Origin of the sequence: Methanomethylovorans hollandica DSM 15978, from assembly GCF_000328665.1 — an archaeon.
GTDB lineage: Archaea > Halobacteriota > Methanosarcinia > Methanosarcinales > Methanosarcinaceae > Methanomethylovorans > Methanomethylovorans hollandica.
This window is the reverse complement of the sequence record NC_019977.1, coordinates 1600049-1618310: the sequence shown is the minus strand read 5'-3', so window position 1 is coordinate 1618310 and position 18262 is coordinate 1600049. Positions and strand designations below refer to the sequence as shown.

At 42.5% G+C, this 18262-nt stretch carries 17 protein-coding genes; all 17 read left to right on the top strand.

The window, feature by feature from the left end:
- Positions 1–4 precede the first annotated feature (4 nt).
- The 17 genes from METHO_RS07750 to METHO_RS07670 all read left to right on the top strand — a co-directional run bounded on the left by METHO_RS07750 (position 5) and on the right by METHO_RS07670 (position 18091).
- A complete protein-coding gene (locus METHO_RS07750) occupies positions 5–604 on the top strand; it encodes a hypothetical protein (RefSeq protein WP_015324985.1) in 600 nt (199 codons plus the stop codon).
- A 214-nt stretch (positions 605–818) separates the two neighbouring features.
- Entirely contained in the window at positions 819–2372 is a 1554-nt protein-coding gene (locus METHO_RS07745; protein WP_216594302.1) for a phage tail sheath family protein, read from the top strand.
- Positions 2373–2421: 49 nt separating this feature from the next.
- Complete coding sequence (locus tag METHO_RS07740) at positions 2422–2856, top strand: phage tail protein (RefSeq protein ID WP_015324983.1); 435 nt, start codon at positions 2422–2424, stop codon at positions 2854–2856.
- Positions 2857–2874: 18 nt separating this feature from the next.
- Positions 2875–3240, top strand: a complete 366-nt coding sequence (locus METHO_RS07735) for a hypothetical protein (RefSeq protein WP_015324982.1) — start codon at positions 2875–2877, stop codon at positions 3238–3240.
- The gene (locus METHO_RS07730; RefSeq protein WP_015324981.1) at positions 3237–3422 is read left to right on the top strand and encodes a DUF6760 family protein; all 186 of its coding nucleotides are present in this window, start codon (positions 3237–3239) and stop codon (positions 3420–3422) included. Before METHO_RS07735 ends, METHO_RS07730 begins: the two co-directional genes overlap by 4 nt.
- A 40-nt stretch (positions 3423–3462) precedes the next feature.
- Complete coding sequence (locus METHO_RS07725) at positions 3463–3900, top strand: phage tail protein (protein WP_015324980.1); 438 nt, start codon at positions 3463–3465, stop codon at positions 3898–3900.
- Between the two features lie 13 nt (positions 3901–3913).
- Positions 3914–4927 (top strand): hypothetical protein, encoded by a 1014-nt coding sequence (locus tag METHO_RS13900; protein ID WP_015324979.1) that lies wholly within the window; start codon positions 3914–3916, stop codon positions 4925–4927.
- The gene (locus METHO_RS07715; protein ID WP_015324978.1) at positions 4928–5575 is read left to right on the top strand and encodes a CIS tube protein; all 648 of its coding nucleotides are present in this window, start codon (positions 4928–4930) and stop codon (positions 5573–5575) included.
- Positions 5576–5578: 3 nt separating this feature from the next.
- Complete coding sequence (locus tag METHO_RS07710) at positions 5579–6664, top strand: phage late control D family protein (RefSeq protein WP_015324977.1); 1086 nt, start codon at positions 5579–5581, stop codon at positions 6662–6664.
- A complete protein-coding gene (locus tag METHO_RS07705) occupies positions 6664–7323 on the top strand; it encodes a phage baseplate assembly protein V (protein WP_015324976.1) in 660 nt (219 codons plus the stop codon). Before METHO_RS07710 ends, METHO_RS07705 begins: the two co-directional genes overlap by 1 nt.
- A gap of 9 nt (positions 7324–7332) precedes the next feature.
- A complete protein-coding gene (locus METHO_RS07700; protein WP_015324975.1) occupies positions 7333–7626 on the top strand; it encodes a PAAR domain-containing protein in 294 nt (97 codons plus the stop codon).
- 53 nt (positions 7627–7679) lie between these two features.
- Positions 7680–8075: a GPW/gp25 family protein gene (locus METHO_RS07695; protein ID WP_015324974.1), complete on the top strand. Its 396-nt coding sequence runs from the start codon at positions 7680–7682 to the stop codon at positions 8073–8075.
- A gap of 4 nt (positions 8076–8079) precedes the next feature.
- Complete coding sequence (locus METHO_RS07690) at positions 8080–11754, top strand: putative baseplate assembly protein (protein WP_015324973.1); 3675 nt, start codon at positions 8080–8082, stop codon at positions 11752–11754.
- A 1-nt stretch (position 11755) separates the two neighbouring features.
- The gene (locus METHO_RS07685) at positions 11756–13723 is read left to right on the top strand and encodes a putative baseplate assembly protein (RefSeq protein ID WP_015324972.1); all 1968 of its coding nucleotides are present in this window, start codon (positions 11756–11758) and stop codon (positions 13721–13723) included.
- Between the two features lie 4 nt (positions 13724–13727).
- Positions 13728–15887, top strand: coding sequence for a phage tail protein (locus tag METHO_RS07680; RefSeq protein ID WP_015324971.1), 2160 nt, complete (start codon positions 13728–13730; stop codon positions 15885–15887).
- A gap of 42 nt (positions 15888–15929) precedes the next feature.
- Complete coding sequence (locus METHO_RS07675; RefSeq protein ID WP_015324970.1) at positions 15930–17495, top strand: hypothetical protein; 1566 nt, start codon at positions 15930–15932, stop codon at positions 17493–17495.
- A 194-nt stretch (positions 17496–17689) separates the two neighbouring features.
- Positions 17690–18091 (top strand): hypothetical protein, encoded by a 402-nt coding sequence (locus METHO_RS07670; RefSeq protein WP_015324969.1) that lies wholly within the window; start codon positions 17690–17692, stop codon positions 18089–18091.
- The last annotated feature ends 171 nt before the right edge of the window (positions 18092–18262 follow it).

The window sequence follows — 18262 nt, the reverse complement described above, 5'->3', positions numbered from 1 at the left end:
CACAATGGCTTTTTCCACACCTTATGAGACCGGTCAGTATGTTGCATATCTGGATCATGTGGTGACAACCACACTTTCTTTTGCAGTTCAGCTAATCGATGATCTAACAAAAAACGAAACCATTGGCAACATTAAGGTGAAGGTAAAGGAAACAGACAAAAAAGCCATGAAAAACACAAGCGGCTATTATCTCTTTACGGACCTCAAAGCTGGAACTTACACTGTGAGAGTTGACTCCGATATGTATTTCCCAAAGGAAACAACTGTTGATCTTCCACCTATTCTCGATCCAAAAAATCCTTTGATAACTGAAATAGTCCTTAAGCCCAGACCTGAGTACCCATTTTCCTCAAATGCAACACTTGTAAGGGGTGTTGTCAGGGATGGAGCAAATGAACCCGTAAAAGGTGCTCAGTTGAGGGTGATAGGCAGAAATATGGAAACCATAAGTGATGGGAAGGGAAGTTTTGTTGTTTATTTGAGTGGCATTGAGAATGAAGAGGAGGTAAGCATTGAGAGCAAAAAAAATGGTATTACCAGAACAATTAATGTTACTGCAAAAGAGTTCCAAACAGTTTCATCGGGTTTTATTTCTCTTCCCTGATGAAGTGCCTGATCCAGATATTCTGGAGTAGGAATTTCAAATTATAATTCATAATTGTTTTTGTTTTCATGATAACATTTAGATTAGTTGTAGATCAGTAAAATATATTTCAATAACACTATAAATATATAAGGAGGAGAACATCATTCCAGAGTATTTAACACCAGGAGTCTATATAGAAGAGTTTGAGATCGGTGCCAGGCCGATCGAAGGAGTGAGTACAAGTACAGTGGGTTTCCTCGGTCTTACCGAGCGCGGCCCCACAATCCCGCCTAAACTGGTCACAAGCTGGACCCAGTTCATGAGAGTCTACGGCAGTTATACCGAAGATTCCTACCTTCCATATGCAGTGGAAGGTTTTTTCAGTAATGGAGGTAAACGTTGTTATATTGCACGGGTTGTCCGACGGGGTGTTGAAGGTGCCGGAGGAGCAGAATCTGCTGCTTTGACCAAGGGCGAAGTGATCTTCAAGGCCATTGGAGAAGGGGCCTGGGGCAACAGGGTTGCTATAAGAGTTGACAATTCTTCGATCGACCCTGAAAATGATGAACCTGCCGGAAAACGATCCTTTAAACTGACAATAGCTTACTGGAAGAATGTGAATTTTCCAGCAAATTTTAATGTTCCCGACACGGAAAAAGAGAGAAAATTTAGGGAACTACTTGAAAGAGCGGATTCTGTGGAGACTTTTGACAATCTTTCAGAAGATGCAACATCATCGGACTTTTTTCTTAAAAAGTTAGGAGATCCACTGAACAATCTTTCAAATCTCGTAGTCATGGAAGGTTCAGGCAGGCCTTCAAACACAGAAGACACTGTATTTTTCGATGTCTTGGAAGACGGCCTTGATGCAGAAGAAACATCAGTGCCATTAAGCAGGCGTGACTTCCTCGGAGATCCTGCAGCAGTACCGGGGAAAAAAGAGGGGCTTACTGCTTTAGGGGATATCGATGAAATATCCATCCTATGTGCTCCGGACCTGCATCAACTCTCTTCGGATATAAGGAAGACATTAATAAGCGATCTTCTTACCCAGTGTGAAGTCCTCAAGGACAGGTTTGCTATCCTTGAAGTGGGGAAAGACAACCCTAACATTTCAGGCTTGACAATTATTAGCACTGCTGGCAGACAATCCAAGTACGGGGCTATCTACTATCCATGGTTAAAGGTGTATGATCCCCTGAGCCAGCAGATCAAGCAGGTCCCGCCAGGCGGGCATGTTGCTGGCATCTATGCCCGCAGCGATATCGAGCGTGGAGTGCATAAGGCTCCTGCAAATGAGGTTGTAAGAGGAGCATTAGGGCTTGAGTTCGAGTTAACTAAAGATGAGCAAGGCATCCTGAACCCCAGAGGGATCAATGTGATCCGTAATTTTACAGATCGGGGAATACTCGTATGGGGAGCCAGGAATATCGTGCTTGATCCTCTCTGGAAATACATCAATGTCCGCCGTCTTTTCATCTATATTGAAGAGTCCATTGAAAAAGGCACTCAGTGGGTTGTTTTCGAGCCGAACAACGAAAGGCTCTGGGCAAGGGTCAGGGCTACCATCACCCAATTCCTTACCACTGTCTGGAAGGACGGCGCTCTGATGGGTACAAAGCCCGAAGAAGCGTTCTTTGTGAAATGCGACAGGACGACCATGACCCAGGACGATATTGACAATGGCAGGTTGATCTGTGTGATCGGCATAGCTCCTGTAAAACCTGCAGAATTTGTGATATTCCGTATAGCCCAGTGGGCAGGAGGGAGCGCAGCCACGGAATAAATGGCAGTTGCATTCCTGAAAAAGAGAATAATCATTGGAGGAAACTATAATGGTAAGACAGGATCCATACAGACAGTTCAGGTTCAGGGTTGAAATCGATGGAATAAGCCAGGCTGGTTTTAGCGAGTGTACTTTTGCAGATACCACCACCGACCCTGTTGAATATAGGGAAGGGGACGAAATACCTGTATTCCGTAAGCTTTCAGGTTTAACCAAATACGGGAACATCACCCTCAAATGGGGGATCACAGATTCCATGGACCTTTATAATTGGAGGCAGCAGGTCATAGATTCGGGTGCTCAGGGTGCGAGGAGAAATATGTCCATCATACTTATCGACGAGGCTGGAAGTGATAAGGCACGGTGGAACATTGTAAGAGCATGGCCAAGTAAATATGATCCAGTGGATTTCAGTGCCAAAGGTAATGAAGTTGCCATCGAGACACTGGAAATAGTGCATGAAGGCTTTAAGAGGGATTCCTGATAATGCGGAGGCATATAAGTGACATTCCAGACAGAATTCGAATTTGATTTACCCCGGGGGTATGTGGACCAGGAAGGAACTCTGCATAAAAATGGTATCATGCGTCTGGCCACTGCAGCCGATGAGATCCTTCCATTAAAGGATCCGAAGGTACAGGCAAATCCAGCTTACCTCACTGTGATCCTGCTTTCAAGGGTGATCACAAAACTTGGGAATCTGGAGCACATCAGCACAAATACGATCGAGAACCTCTTTGCTTCGGACCTTGCCTTCCTGCAGGACTTTTACAACAGAATTAACGAAGACGGCACATCCAAAATAAGAACTACATGTCCAAAATGCGGAGAGAAATTCGATATTGAGAGTGAGTATCTGGGGGAATGAAAGGCTACCCCCCCGAGAGGATATACGAGGAGGTAGCCTTTATTGCATACCATTTCCACTGGTCCCTTGAAGAAATAATCAATATGGAACACCAGGATAGACATAGATGGTGTGAAGAGATCTCCAGAATCAATCAGCGCATGAGTGAAGAGAAACAACGGAGTATTCTCGAGGTAGAATAAGGTATATTCTATTTTCTTCAGATGCAAAGGGGGGAAAAAGGTGACCACTGCAGGAAAAACGGATCCTTTCATGTCCTTTCGGTTTCGTGTAGAGATCGATGGGATCACATTTGCCCAGATGTCCGAGGTTACGGGCCTTCAGATAGAAACAGAGACCGAATCCTATGAGGAAGGAGGTGTCAACGATTATGTGCATCAGCTTCCTAAAAGAACAAAGTACCAGAAAATCATTTTAAAACGGGGAATCACCGAGCTTGACCAGATGTGGCAGTGGTATCAGGACGTGGTGAACGGCAAGTTCGAAAGGAAATCAGGAGCTATCATTTTAATGGATGCTACAGGAGAGGATAAATGGCGCTGGAATTTTTCCGCTGCATACCCGGTTAAATGGACCGGACCCGACCTTAAGGCTGACAGCAATACAATTGCATTCGAGACCGTTGAACTGGTTCATAATGGTATCAAGAAAGATAGCTGACGGGTGGATTAAAATGTTTACTTTATCTGATCCTAAGTTCCATACAAGAATTATGCATAAACACCTGCCAGGAAAAAGAAAATATATTCTTTTTCCAGCACTTGTTTACGATCAAATTCCCCGATGGTTCATCACTTTGCACAACAAAATGCATGTGACCGTCCGACTGCAACAAATGTTCCAGGGTTTTGCCTATAAGACTGTTACAGAGGTTTCAGCACTCAAGAATAACAGATATTATGTAAAGGGATCAGCAATATCTTTGCCAAAAAAGATTTTTCAGCGGGTCCCTGTTGCCACTAAAGAAGCGAAAAAGATATTTGTTTCAAATATAATGGGTTTGCCTTCAAAAAAGGTAATACATAGCCCATTGGGAGCTCCAGGTCGTTTAAATTCTGTCAGTTTTTTAAGAAAAGTTACTAATAGGGATATCCTGAATGAAGGAAAGCTATATAGAGCAGAAGATATCAAAAATTATTCTGTTCACAATACAAATAAGTTGATATCTTATTTTGAATCAGGGCATAAGCTGTCTTTACCATCATACATGCCAAATACAGATCTCACTGACATTGTTCGCTCTGGATGGAAAAAAAATAATCTTATCTCTTCCCTCAGCCTGGCCGGTGTTAACAGAAATTTCCCGGTTCATCCGGCCCATAAGTATGGGTTCGGCCTCCCTGATTCCAAGAATATCCTGAGAATTAACGGAGCCAGAAATTCTGCTGTCAGCAACGAGGGTATTGTTTCTCGGAACATAGAGGTAAGCGATGTTTCAGGAGCAGGCAAAGAACTTGTTTTTCATGCTCTGCCTGATCTAGATCACCTGATAAATCAGAAACTCATGGAAATAAAAAGCAGTGTAGCCCTCACAAAAGAGACAATGCTGACACAATCTGCCATTACATATTCCAAAATAGAAACTGATCTTAAACGTCAGTTTAACATTGATCAGATCTCGGAGCAGGTCTACAGGCAAATAGACCATCGTTTAAAGATAGAATGTGAAAGGAGGGGAATTCTGTAAATGGCAGTAAATCCAAAAGCAAAAAAAGGGTTCATTGAAATTTTGAATGGTAATAAGAAAGGAGAACAGATCGAGATCCTCTATTTCCCACCAGAATATTCCTTTGAAAAAAGTAACACGTTTGCAGAGATCTCCATTCCTGGCCTCGAAGCTCCTTACTTGCAGTACGTGAAAGGGAATACAGGCAGTATCACGCTTGAAGCATTTTATGATACCTATGAGGCAGGAACCGATGTTCGGGATTTTACAAAACAGCTTTCTGACCTTATGAACATTGACCCAAAAATACATGCCCCACCTAATTTGCATTTTATATGGGGAATGTCTTCACAGGAACCCTTTGCCTGTGTACTGGAAAGGGTGACCACGCGCTTTACAATGTTCAATTCAGATGGCATTCCTGTCCGTGCCAGGCTCAGTATAACACTTAAAGAATTCAAAATCGGGCTTAATGAACGTGAAAGGGTAGTAGAATCCTCTGACAGGACAAAACTATATGTAACAAAGCAGGGGGACAGTTTATGGTCGATCGCCTACAGAGAATACGGAGATCCGGCACTGTGGAGGCATATTGCAGATGCAAATAAGATTCATGATCCAAGATCGCTTGAAATGGGAATGGAATTAGTTATTCCATCCGTGGAGTAAGACATGGCAGGTCTTCTAATAGGTCCGGAAATATATGTTCCCTCTTTTACTGTTAAATGGGAAGAAAATAACGAGGGCATTCCAAAGGATGACATAATTGGAGTAGAGATCGATGAAGATCTGGAAAGTCCTGGCATGTTTAAGATCTCTTTCAATGAACAGTTCGATCTCGCCAAACAGCAATTCAAATGGTTGGATGACAGACGTATCGAGCCCGGCACCAGGATCATGATCTCTTTTGGATATGCTTCTGCACCTCAGGAGCAAGGAACAATTATGGGTAAGATCAAAGCTATATCACCTGGTTTTCTGTCAGGGGGGCCTCAGGCACTGATCGTAGAAGGTTATGACCTTTCCCATGACCTGCAAAAAAGACAGCATAAAGTAAAATGTGACAATGTGACCTATGCAGATGTGGCCAGGGAGATCGCTATGAAGAATGATTTGTCTCCTGCTGGTGTAGAAAGCGATAAACTGATAGTCCATCCAAAAATAGAACGAAAAGTCGATGAAATGGACTATGCCTTTTTGCAGGGCCTTGCAAAAAACATTGGCTTTGAGTTTTTTGTAAGGAATAAAACTCTCTATTTCAGAAAACCAAAAGATGATCTTACTGCAAATGTAAGCTTCACATTTAATCAGAATATAATAAGTTTCAGTCCGCGAATGAGCTCTGCAAATCTGGTACATGAAGTTAGAGTAACTGCATGGAGTGAACAAGAAAAGAAAACCATTTCCGAAAAAGCAAATATCAAAGAGATAGAAAGCAGTATAGGAATCCCCGATTTTTCCAGTATTGTAGAAAAGGCAGAAGGAGAAAAGAGCAGCTTAAAACTGGAGGGGAGGGTTGTACGCTCCAGAGAAGAAGCAAAGGCAATCGCCCTTTCTGAATTGAAAAAACGAAATATGGGATTCATTACAGGAACTCTTGAATGTGCCGGGAATCCGCAACTTCGGTCTGGCATGACGATAAATATTGAAAAGGTGGGGAAATGTTTCTTCAGTGGAGTTTACTATGTTACAAAGACGAGGCATGTGCTTGGGGAAAGCGGCTACAAAACTACCCTTGAAGTTCGAAGGTGTTTATAATGGGCCTTAGTGAATTGTTAAGCAGGGAAGAAAGCCAGCAGAACAGGAACATCTACGGAGTTGCTATTGGCATTGTAACAAATAATAGTGATCCGGAAAAGCGTGGTAGAGTAAAGGTGAACCTGCCCTGGAGAGGAGAGAACGATGAAAGCTACTGGGCCAGGATCGCAAGTCCTATGGCTGGGAACGAAAGAGGGATCGTCTTTTATCCTGAAGTAGGTGATGAAGTGCTTGTGGCCTTTGATCGGGGGGATATCACCTTTCCTTACGTGATCGGTGCTCTCTGGAACGGACAGGACAAACCACCTGAAACCAATGCAGATGGGAAGAACAACATCCGTAAGATAAGGTCCAGAAGCGGGCATGAGCTCATATTCAATGATGATGACAAAGCGAAGCAGGAAAAGATCGAGATACACACCAAAGGAGGACACAGGATAATCCTGGATGATTCCAGCGGCAAGGAAAAGATCGAAATTGTGGATAAGAGCGGAAATAACAAAATTACTATTGACTCAGTACAGAATTCCATTGCAATGGAAAGTGCGATGAAGCTTACTATCAAGGCAAATATTGTGGAGATCGAGGGATCCACTTCCTTAACACTGAAATCCAATGCCGCTTTGACCATCCAGGGGATGCCTATAAAGATAAACTGAGGTTATTTTATGCCGCCTGCAGCAAGAGTTGGAGATGTGACATCGCATGGAACTCCTTTAGGTCCGGGGCCTGGAAGTCCTAATGTACTGATAGGAGGTATGCCTGCCTGGAGAGCAACAGCTGATATTCATAACTGCCCTCTTATTTCAGGGGTAGTACCTCATGTGGGAGGAGTTGTGATAGCAGGAAGTGTTACGGTGTTCATTAACAACCTACCTGCTGCCAGACAGGGAGATGTCATTGCAGAAATCGGTCCTCCTAACACTATTGTGATGGGATGTCCCACTGTGCTGATAGGGTAAAGACAAAAGCGGGGGCTGAAAGGTCAATATGCTTTGGGAAAAGGGGATCTGAAATGGGCAGGGAGTTTCTGGGAAAAGGATGGAAATTTCCATTCAATGTGGACTACAATAGGAAAGTGGCAGTTTCAAGCTTTGAGGACGATATTAAAGAGGCTATCTGGATCATCCTTGGGACCGCAAAAGGTGAACGTTTGATGCGGCCTGATTTTGGATGCGGCATAAATGAATACGTTTTCTGTTCAATGGATACACTGAATCTCCATCTTATAGAGAATACAGTCCACGAGGCATTGACAAAGTGGGAGCCGCGCATTGAAGTGCTTGGTGTAAAGGCTGATACAAGGTCAAAAGAGGAGGGAAAGCTATTGATAAACATTGATTACAAGGTTCGGACAACCAATACCCAATTCAATATGGTCTATCCCTTCTACATCAAAGAGGGAGTGTGAGCCTATGAGAGCACCCCAGATCAGCCAGATGAATGCGGAAACAATATTGGCAGATATCAGGAAGAAGGCGTCATTTTATGTGCCTGAGTGGAATACTGAAGATGAGAGGGACTTTGGGGTTGGCCTTTCAAGGATCTTTGCCAACATGACAGATACCATCACAAGCAGATTAAATGAAGCTCCTCACAAGCATTTTCTATCTTTTCTTGAAATGCTCGATTTTTCACTGATCCCTGCCAGCCCTGCAAGAGTCCCGCTTACGTTCGTGCTCAGCGAAGGAACTTCTGAAAATGTGCTGATTGAGTCTTCTGTGCAGGCCTCTGCAGAAGGTCCTGACGGAAAGCCGGTCATCTTTGAGACGGAAACAAATATTATTGCAACGCCATCAAAGCTGGTATCCGTTTATAGTGTGATAAAGGACAAAGACGAAATATTCGAACATACAGTAGCCATAAATGGAACAGCACCAGCAGAGCTTTTTACAGGAGATAGCTCCTTACAGGAACATGTTCTCTATATAGGAGATGAAAATCTCTTCAACTTGCAGGAAGGATACATCAGTGTTCTTTTTTGTGGAAGTGATGTGAACTTACTGCGTAAACTAGGATATAATGATACAGAGAAGCAAAAGGGGCTTGCTGAGTGGAAATATGGAGTAAAGATAAAAGAAAAAAAGGATGGAAAAGAAGTTGAGGCAATAAGGTGGTGTCGTTTTGGAAGTGTTGCAGTTAATGGAAATCAGGTAATAATAAAAAAGGATCCTGCTACCGGTGAATGTAAAGCAATCGAAAATGAGGCAGTGATCTCTGATAAAGTGGCGATAAACGGTATAGAGAGCAGATGGATAAAGTGTGAAATATCCGAGAACCAGATAGATGAGTTCAAGGATCTGAGCTTAACAGGACTTAAGGTCTCAATTTCGCCTATGCAGACCTCCGTCCATAAAAGTGAATCTGTAAAAAAGGTGCAAGGAATAGGAGATGTGTTCTATTCCAAACTTGCAGGAAACAACATTCCAAATAAAATTGAAACTCTTGATCAACTATTAAAGCTCAATGAAGAAGAATTGGCATTTCGGCTCCAATGCAGTAGGAAACGGGCTCAAAACATCCTTGAAGCGGCTCGAAAGCAATTTTTCGACAAAACTGTAGAAACAGCGCACATGGAGAGCAAAGATACCTCCAGCAATACAGATTTACAGGGGATAGTGCCTGATCTTTTATATTACAACGATACTCCTATTCCGATAGAAAGTCCGGAGAAGACACTGTATCCTTTTGGAACAAAACCACAAATTTACGATACCTTTTACATAGCGTGTGAGGATGCTTTTTCAAAAAAAGGATATAAAGTCAGTCTGAATTTTAGTTTGGATCATGGTAATCCGAGTTCATCTGATAGATCGGATATCCCCATACTTTCATGGGAGTACTGGGATGGGGAAAGCTGGAGCATTCTTAAGATTGATGAAAGTGACAAGAAAAACTTAAGTGATAATACTGAATGTGCCAAACGAAGTAATTCCAGAAGAGCTACTGCATCTGATTTCATTTCCATGGTTTTAACTATTTCTGATATGCCTGATGTAAAACCAGTCAGAGTTAATGGAAAAGAAAATTACTGGATCCGCACCCGGCTGGTGGGAGGAAACTACGGAAAAGAATACGAGATCAATGGTAATAGTGTTAATCCTGGTTCTTTCTGTCCCCCTAAGATAAAAGATCTTAAAATCCTTTATGATGGAACTGGAAAAGAGACCCAGCCAGAATACATTTTTGCTACGAACAACATCGAATCAAAGAATTGCCTCGATGAACTAAAAACAAATGCCAGATCAAGGCCTTTCCTGGCTCTTCCGGATACATATCCAGCGGTTTATTTTGGATTTGACAGAGAACTCAAAAAGGGACCATTCAGCCTTTTTATAAATATTGATGAAAGCCTTGAATACCCGGAATCATTCACTCCAAAAGCAAAGTGGCAGTACCTAAGTGATGAAGACCCTGAAGAATGGAAAGAACTGGAAGTACTGGATAAAACCTCAGGGTTTAAGAAAATGGAAATGGTGAAATTCACTGTTCCGGAAAAAATGAAAGCTTCTCAATTATTCGGTGCAGAGGATCTGTACTGGATTCGGGCAGTAATAACGGGAGATTTATTTAATAGAGAACTTTTTGTTACTGATTCACAAAATTCCTTGCCTCCTCAGCAATATATAATGCATTTAAAAAAGAAGAGGCCTTCAATTTATAGAAATTTAGTGATGAAAGGCTTGGATTTGTCCAGAATAGAGCCTCTGAAAGTTATGGACTTTCCTGTTGTCCTGAATCCGAAAATGGTATTAAATGCCCCTAAAGCAGATGAGCAACGTTTGATCAAGGGATCTGATGCTTCAACTCCAATCAAAATTTTAGATGTTGAGGAGATTAAAGAATGTGAAAAGGAGTTTGAACTTTTTAATATTGATATGATGCCTGAAGATCTAGAAAAACTTCCTCCGAAGGTCCTTGGTTTTTATTTTAATTCAGTCTGGGCTGTGCAATCAAGGACGATCAGAGATGAAATACTTGGCTCAGGTAATGGAGAAGCAAATCAAAAGTTCAGTCTTATTAACACTCCAGTAATAAATGAAACTATATGGGTGAATGAGAACACTGCCCTTTCAGAAAAGGAAAAGCAGATACTGCTGGAAGGTCCAGGCAACTTGATCTTAAGAAAGAATGATAGAGGCAATATCCTGGAATTCTGGGTCAAGTGGACAGCAGTACATGACTTCTTTGAATCGACAGGCAAAGGCCGACATTACATAATTGACAGAACTTCAGGCGAGGTATCTTTCGGAGATGGAAAACATGGGATGCTTCCTCCCATAGGTGCTAACAATATCAGAGCTACGTACAGCATAGGCGGAGGAAGATCAGGAAATCTTGAGGCTTTAGCGATTTCAAAGCTTCAGAGTTCCATAGCTTTTGCAGATAAGGTCTTCAATCCTGTCAGCTCTGAGGGTGGCAGTGAAACAGAAGATATCGAAAGTCTGCTTAATAGGGCACCTGTTATCCTTAAACATAGGAACAGGGCGATGGCAGCTGAGGATTACGAATGGCTGGCAAAGGAAGCTTCCAGGAATGTGTCCAGGGTCAAGGTACTTCCTAATTTTAATTCCGAAGGGAAATTCAGCACAGGTTGCGTAACAGTGATCATCGTCCCTGCAAGTTCAGACCCGCAACCTGTGCCCCCCACTGAATTAAAACGTCAGGTAACAGAATACTTGACCGAAAGGTGTCCTGCCGTAGTAAACCTGAATGTAATGGCACCTTCTTATGTGAAGATAGATGTTGGCGCTGAGCTAGTTACCGGTGTTATTGATGAGATGCCGATAGTAGAAATGGAAGCCAAAAGAAGGATCACCGAGTTCTTGCATCCCCTAACCGGTTCAGCTGAGGGAAAAGGCTGGGGTTTCGGCTTTGCCCCATGCATATCTGACATCTACTCAATACTTGAAAAAATAGAAGACGTGGACCATGTAAATAACGTAACAATAAGTCTTCACAACAGTTCAAAGGTCATGAAGATCGATGATGCATCCGCCATGGTGAAGCTGCCTGAATATGCTCTTCCATGCAATGGTGAACATGAGATTACCGTAAAATGGGAGAATAGCAAAAAGGAGGGGAATTAATATGTCGCTGCCTAAGCCTGATCTTGATGATAGAACATTCGAGCAGCTGGTAGCTGAAGCCAGAACACTTGTTCCACGATATTCTCCGGCATGGACCGATCACAATGAAAGCGATCCCGGTATAACTCTTATCGAGCTTTTTGCGTGGCTTTCTGAGATAGCCTTATATCGGATCGATCGTGTGACAGATCAGCATCGCTTGAAATATCTCAAGCTGCTGGGAATCAGGCCCCAGCCGGCAAAACCTGCAAAAGTGGACTTAACATTCACTTCTTCTCAAAAGTCAGTAGCGCAAAAGCCAGTATTGAAAAAAGGCATGTTGGTATCAACAAAGATTGAGGGAAAAAGAGTTCATTTTCAGTTAGATAATGATATTACTATACTTCCTGCGACACTTGAGAAAATAGTGGTTGATGAGTTCACGTCGGGTATTTTTGATAGAAGCAGTTCAAATGAAAACGGAGATCTTTTCTTTGCTCCCTTTGGGGAATATGTCCAGAAGGGCTGTGCCCTGTATCTCGGGTTCAAAACAGAGAATGGTAATGTTCCTGATGCACTGGACTTTATGTGCTATCTCTATGAAAAAGACCTCATAGCACCTGGAAAGCATGGAGAGGAACAGGATTATGAGTTTAAGAACGCACGCTTGAAATGGGAATTTTCGGTATCTTCAAATGGAAATATTTGGAAATATATTGATGCCGTTGATGAAACAAAGGATTTCAGGAAGAGCGGAAGAATAATTTTTGAAGGAATAGAAGGATGGACAGCTTCATCAACGATCCCGGGTCAGAAATTTAATTCTGATTATTTCTGGCTGCGCTGCCGGGTGGAAGATTCATGTTACGAATATCCTCCCCGCATAGAAAATTTGAGGCTTAATACGGTTTCTGCAACTCATGGTTTTACAGTAAAGGATGATAATGAGGAGCGGATCAGTACCGGGTTGCCAAATCAGGTCTTTAAGCTAAAGGAAATTCCCGTCCTTGACAGGACATTGAAATTATCAATTGAAGAAGAAGACTGGAAAGAATTTGAAGATCTGGACGGGTCTGGCCCCTCTGATAAACACTTTGTCTTTGATTATGAAAAAGGTAAAATTAAATTTGGTGATGGGGAGAGAGGTTTTGTACCTCCTGCCGGCTCTGCAATACGGATTATGGGATATGCGAGCGGAGGAGGCGCAGAAGTAAATCTGAACGCAGAATATACCTGGAATGTAGATGGATTTAACGGTTTCATAACAAATCACAGACCTGCAAGCGGTGGAATGGATGCACAGACCATTGAAGAGGCGATCGAGGATTTTCTTAAAGATCTACGAACTCCCTATACAACTGTCACAGCAAAGGATTTTGAATATATAGCTATAAATACACCCGGTCTGAGGGTGGCAAGAGCAAAAGCGATCCCAAATTACGACCCTTTTAACCCCAAAGCGATAAATCCTGACGATAACAAGGGGTCTGTGACAGTTGTGATCATTCCTTATACGCCTCTTGAGATATTGAATGTCCCCCCACAGCCTTCCGAGGGATTCAAAAATGCAGTATGCAGGCATCTGGACAAGCACCGTCTTCTTGGAACTCAGATCCATGTGATCCCGCCTGATTATGTAAAGGTCAGTGTCATCGCCACAGTTGTTCCGATGGATGGTTTTCGTGACGACAGCCTGGTTCGGGACAACGTGATCAAAAAGCTCAATGGCTTCCTCCACCCGATAAAGGGGGGAGAGGATGGAAAAGGCTGGCCTATAGGCAGGGCTGTTTATGTTTCAGAATTGTACAATCTTATAGAGCATGTTGAGGGTGTGAACTGTGTTATAAAACTCTCAGTTTCCGGGGATAAAGGTGCATCTACTGATAGCGATGGGAACCTTTTGCTTAATTCAAAACATGCATGTGTATATTCTGGCAGCCACACAGTGAAGCTCAGCAGAGAAACAGGTCTGTGCCGCAAAAGCGGGTGATCGTATGCAGAAAGTAAATTACAAACTCATCAACACAAAAGAGCTCCTCGACAGTTTCAAAGCTTATGCACAGAACGTGGATCTGGAAAGTGGTGATATACGCTTAAACAGCGATCATGTGTACAAATTTGGGGATGTACTGCTTGATGATAATAATTTAAGCATAATTGATATCTCTATAGATGAATGTGATGTCTTTTACCTTGTAGATGAAAAAAGAAATCTGATCCTCACATACGATCAGCATAACGATGCTCCGAAGGCAATCGGATGCTATCCTGGGATTCTTCCATTAAAACTGAACACACTTTCAGCGATCGGGGTAGACAGGGATACACTATACATTGCAGATTTCGTTTCAATAAATGGTGCAGATAATGCCCGCATGATAGCACTTTCAAAGAGGGACTTCCAGATTCGGTGGGTTGTCTGCAAAGATCACGATGGAAAGCCTTTGCACAAGATCCTTGACATAGAATGTGATAACAAAGGGAATATATGTCTTCTTGAAAGTGAAACGGGAAAAATTCTGTCTATAAGTAAGGAAAATGTTGATTATCCTGCTCCTCATTCATTATATTCTCCTGATCCCGGAACTTCAAAACCAAAGGACCTTACTGTAGATACGGAGGGCAATTTATATGTCCTTTATGAAAAAAAGTTGCATATCTTTTATGCAAATACTGGAGAAAAAGAGATACCTATCCGGCCTGAAGATCTTTCACCTTCCGGAATTGTAGTCGATGCCTGTAAACAGGTGTTCATAGGTGAAATGGGGCAGGATGATGGATCTGACAACGAGATATCTTTAAAGACGATCCATAAATTGTCAGGCGAGCTCTTTACCGCACTTTGGTCATACAGAGGAGCAAGTCGTAAACTGATCAGTGATTCGAAGGGCAATCTGTATGTGCTCAATGATAAAGGAAACAAACTGACATCTCTGATCCGCCAAAAAGTAAATCTTCAGGACAAAGAGGGTGCTTTCAGCGGATATTATATCTCAAAGCCCATAGACAGCCAGACCCCTGATACCAGGTGGCACAGGTTGGTGCTGGAAGGGGAATTTGAAAATGGCACGCAGCTAGAGTTCCTGTATTATGTTTCTAACGATAACGTAGTGGATATCAAAACACTCTCTCCAGATCAGTGGCGCAAGCGTATCTCCGAAACTTCATCAGTTCAGGGTAATGAGAAAAGGGATGCACTTTTTCTTGCAGATTCCCAGGGACAATATCTGTGGTTCAAGATCATTCTCTCAGGTACTGAAACACGTTCTCCGGTGGTCAGAAAGATCACTGTGTTCTTCCCGAGGGTCTCATATCTTGATCACCTGCCGGCCATCTATCGGGAAGATCTTCTTAGCAAAGGACTGCTTGAGCGTTTTCTTTCGATATTTGAAAGTATATTCTTTGATATCGATCATACTATAGAGCACATAGGTCGCTATTTCGATGCCTATGGAACTCCGCCTGAATTTCTTTCATGGCTTGGTTCCTGGCTTGCTTTTGCTGTGGAGGAGAATTGGCCTGAGGATAAGAAGAGGCTTTTTATCAGTAAGGCGGTTTTCCTGTATAAAAAGAGGGGTACCAGGGAAGGACTGGAAGAAAGCATTTTCCTCTTAACGGGAAAAAAGCCCTTCATTGTAGAGGTTTTTAAGAGCAAGGACCGCTGTCAGCATGTTGCTGCTGAAGACTGTAATGAGCAGCAAGGTCAGGAGAAAATAATCTTTTTCCCTCCTGAAGAGGCTGTGGTCAAAGCATGCCTTGATGAAAAAACCCTGAAGAGGTCCGATAAAGATGGAGCCTTAGAAGAAGCTCATCAGGAGATACCTTTAATTGACATCCTTTACGGAACCGAAAGGTTTGGTTTCTGTGTGATTTTGGAAGACTCCGATATGGATCCGGTCACTATCAGTCGTGTAAGGAGGATCATTGAAGAGCAGAAGCCTGCGCACACCTGTTATGGACTGAAAGTGCTTCAGCCGTGGTTCTATCTGGATATGCACACGTACCTGGGAATTAACACCAAGCTTAATAAACCCGAATTTTTACTCGGAGTTACATCCGTTATTGGCAGGGATACTGTTCTTCATGACGAGGAGCAGGCCGGACAGGTGGGAAGGCATGCGCGTATGGGAATTGACAGCACAATGTCCTGGTAATGTTGTAATCTATCAATGCGTAATATAAAGGAGTGTAGGAGTATGTCTAACAATACTAAAGAAAACAAAGATTGTCAGCTTCACAAGTTCGAGAAAAATAAGTATTTTTACGGCAAGCTGATGACAGTCAGGGACTTTGAAACGGAACAGAGCTATTTTGACGAAAAGCGTCATCTAATCAACAGGCTGCTTAATGGGTCGGGGCTTATCTGTGGTTTTGAACAGATCCAAATAAAAACAGCAGCAGATGGAAATCTGAATATGCTTTTCATAGACGGCGGGGCGGCTCTGGATTGCTGTGGGCGTGAAATTGTCGTGCCTCCTAATACTGAAGAAAAGATATTGAATAGCAGTGGGAGCAGTGTTTCGAACCTGACAGGCACTCCTTACCTCTATTTAAAATACAAAGCCTGCTATGACGGATATGTCGCCTCAGCTTCAAATCCATCAAGCTGTGCGGAAAAATGCTGTCCGGGAAAAACAGTTGAAAGTTTTGAGGTAATAGCTTCAGATAAAGCTCCTGAATTAAAGGAACTTGAGTGCCGTTTGGAATTTACTCCACTTAAAGATGTGACCGTGTGGCTTGAAGACCTGGAGAAGGATCATAGAATCTGTCCTTCGTGTGCAGATAAAGAAAGAGTGTTTCTTGCGACGGTAAAAGATGAAAATGGTATTTATTCAGTTGATTCTGAAGATACTGCGAAAAACAGGATATTTTTCACTCAGAAAGAACTGTATCAGCTCTTTAAGTGCCATATTCTTGATATCAATAATCCTCATGCAGTCACTGCTGTCCAGACAGGAGCATTGGTTAGTGTTGATGGAGTAGGCAACGCCGGAGGAGATGTAGATCTTGTACCTGAGGGTTCGATCGTTATTACTCCTGATGATACGAACGATCGTATTACTATAGGGGAGAATCACTCGGCAAAAAAAGACAATCCACATCAGGTTACTGCTATCCAGACAGGGGCACTCGTGAGTATAGATGGGGTTAGTAATCCCGGTGGAAATGTAGATCTTATTGCAGGTTCAAATGTTTCAATAACTCCCAATCCTTCGACCCATACAATTGAAATTGCTTCCACCGGGGGAGGGGGAGAACCTGCAACAACTGTGCAAAGCGTAGGTACCAGCCTTATTGTGGGAACTTCTGACAGATATTCCCGTGAAGACCATGTGCATAATCTTGGGAGGGGAGTTGTAGATATTGAAAACCTCTCTGAAAAACTGCAGAAGCAGCTCGAATTGCTCTTTATGTATCTGAGAGAAAGGGCGCTAAAATGCACTGTTAGTAATTTTAAGGCAATTGGAATACAATTTAACAATGATATAGCCTTTAAAATTGCACAGAATACCAAAGATGCGGTGAACAATAAAGTCTATCAAAAAGAGGAAGACTTCATGGAATTCATGAAAGAGCTTCTGGAATTGATGATGGCTTTTGCAGACAACATCCAGGGAAGGAGTACAGATGAAAGTTTCAGGAATTTCCTCAACGCACTGGAAGAGCTCAAAGAAGCACTTGGCTCGGAAGATGCCCTTAGGGTAGCTATCCAGCAGGATGAGGTCTGCTTCTATGTATCGGAACTGGAAATACGGGGATGAGTTCCAGAACCAAAGTTTTCTCAGGTTTACATGTCGTATATGTAGAATTCCAACAGCTCAAAACATTTCCAGATAGTTCTTATTCCGAATCTTTACAAAATATCTAAATAATCGATTAAGTTTTTTAGCCCGATACACATGTTCGGGTATTCTCTCTTTAAAAACGTCTTACACTAGTACATGGAGGTACGTTGATGAACGAAAAGATTGCAGTTACAGTGAAGATAGATATACAGAATGGCCCGAATATAAGCTTGAACCGGATAGTGGAAGTAGATGCTTATGAAAAAATAAATGTGAGCATCAAAAATGAGGATGCTGACAAAGTTGTTGATCTCTGGCCGAGCGACAATGAAGGGGAAGTAGTCCTGCTGGCGATTACTTCGAACTGGTATGGAGATACAATAACCTATAAAGTAAACGATGTGGCAGATGTATACAAACTCGACCAGCCTCATCTTCTGATCGGCAATAGCTCAGTAAATATGCTGGACCCTAAACCAAAACAGCTTAAATTTTCGTACAGTAAGCCGACACCAGACAATAAGCTGGACAGCATCCAGATACAGATACTTATCGGGCTTAAAACATTTTGAAGTTACAACACCTTGATATTCCTTGATTTTACCTCAAACCACATAATACCCATTACTACATTCAGATAACTTATCCTGTTCTTGAGTAAGGAGATGTCAACGGTGTTCTTACATAATTATTGACTGCTTTGCCTCTGCACATAGGCTGAAATATTGTCGTGGATAAGATCC

Excerpts from the sequence above, each read along its gene's own strand:
- METHO_RS07750 (WP_015324985.1), top strand. The coding sequence starts at position 5 with ATGGCTTTTTCCACACCTTATGAGACCGGTCAGTATGTTGCATATCTG.
- METHO_RS07740 (WP_015324983.1), top strand. The coding sequence starts at position 2,422 with ATGGTAAGACAGGATCCATACAGACAGTTCAGGTTCAGGGTTGAAATC.
- METHO_RS07730 (WP_015324981.1), top strand. The coding sequence starts at position 3,237 with ATGAAAGGCTACCCCCCCGAGAGGATATACGAGGAGGTAGCCTTTATT.
- METHO_RS13900 (WP_015324979.1), top strand. The coding sequence starts at position 3,914 with ATGTTTACTTTATCTGATCCTAAGTTCCATACAAGAATTATGCATAAA.
- METHO_RS07715 (WP_015324978.1), top strand. The coding sequence starts at position 4,928 with ATGGCAGTAAATCCAAAAGCAAAAAAAGGGTTCATTGAAATTTTGAAT.
- METHO_RS07710 (WP_015324977.1), top strand. The coding sequence starts at position 5,579 with ATGGCAGGTCTTCTAATAGGTCCGGAAATATATGTTCCCTCTTTTACT.
- METHO_RS07705 (WP_015324976.1), top strand. The coding sequence starts at position 6,664 with ATGGGCCTTAGTGAATTGTTAAGCAGGGAAGAAAGCCAGCAGAACAGG.
- METHO_RS07700 (WP_015324975.1), top strand. The coding sequence starts at position 7,333 with ATGCCGCCTGCAGCAAGAGTTGGAGATGTGACATCGCATGGAACTCCT.
- METHO_RS07695 (WP_015324974.1), top strand. The coding sequence starts at position 7,680 with ATGGGCAGGGAGTTTCTGGGAAAAGGATGGAAATTTCCATTCAATGTG.
- METHO_RS07690 (WP_015324973.1), top strand. The coding sequence starts at position 8,080 with ATGAGAGCACCCCAGATCAGCCAGATGAATGCGGAAACAATATTGGCA.
- METHO_RS07685 (WP_015324972.1), top strand. The coding sequence starts at position 11,756 with ATGTCGCTGCCTAAGCCTGATCTTGATGATAGAACATTCGAGCAGCTG.
- METHO_RS07680 (WP_015324971.1), top strand. The coding sequence starts at position 13,728 with ATGCAGAAAGTAAATTACAAACTCATCAACACAAAAGAGCTCCTCGAC.
- METHO_RS07675 (WP_015324970.1), top strand. The coding sequence starts at position 15,930 with ATGTCTAACAATACTAAAGAAAACAAAGATTGTCAGCTTCACAAGTTC.
- METHO_RS07670 (WP_015324969.1), top strand. The coding sequence starts at position 17,690 with ATGAACGAAAAGATTGCAGTTACAGTGAAGATAGATATACAGAATGGC.